Raw genomic sequence first — 358 nt, 5'->3', positions numbered from 1 at the left:
ACCTATATAATCAAGTTATTTTGCGAAAGTATGTTCGTTTTTTCGAAGGGATTATGTATTTTTCTTGAATTTATATTTATTTATAGGGAAAAACGGATATTAATGTGCTAAAATGAATGTGATATGAAGTATTGCTAATATATTTGCCATTGTAAAAGTCGTATTAGTAGAATCATGTTGGTTTAAGTCAAAGAAAAAGACATCTATATAGATGTCTTTTTCTTTGTAATGTACTAAGAAGGATGTTCTTATTTAACTAATTGCTGCTGAATTTCCTTAACTAAAAGTTCAGCGCCTTCAGGACTAAGAACAATTTGACCATTAGCCAATGAAATATTTTTTTTGAAATATCACCAGT

General features: G+C 27.9%; 1 pseudogene. It reads right to left on the bottom strand.

From position 1 onward, the window contains the following. Positions 1–248: 248 nt before the first annotated feature. Positions 249–358: pseudogene (locus MR170_RS31265) on the bottom strand (AbrB/MazE/SpoVT family DNA-binding domain-containing protein); the annotation flags it as partial.

It is taken from the genome of Bacillus cereus group sp. BfR-BA-01524 (genome assembly GCF_022662595.1).
Taxonomy (GTDB): domain Bacteria; phylum Bacillota; class Bacilli; order Bacillales; family Bacillaceae_G; genus Bacillus_A; species Bacillus_A thuringiensis_S.
The sequence above is the reverse complement of the archived record's forward strand: the minus strand, read 5'-3'. Positions and strand labels throughout refer to the sequence as shown.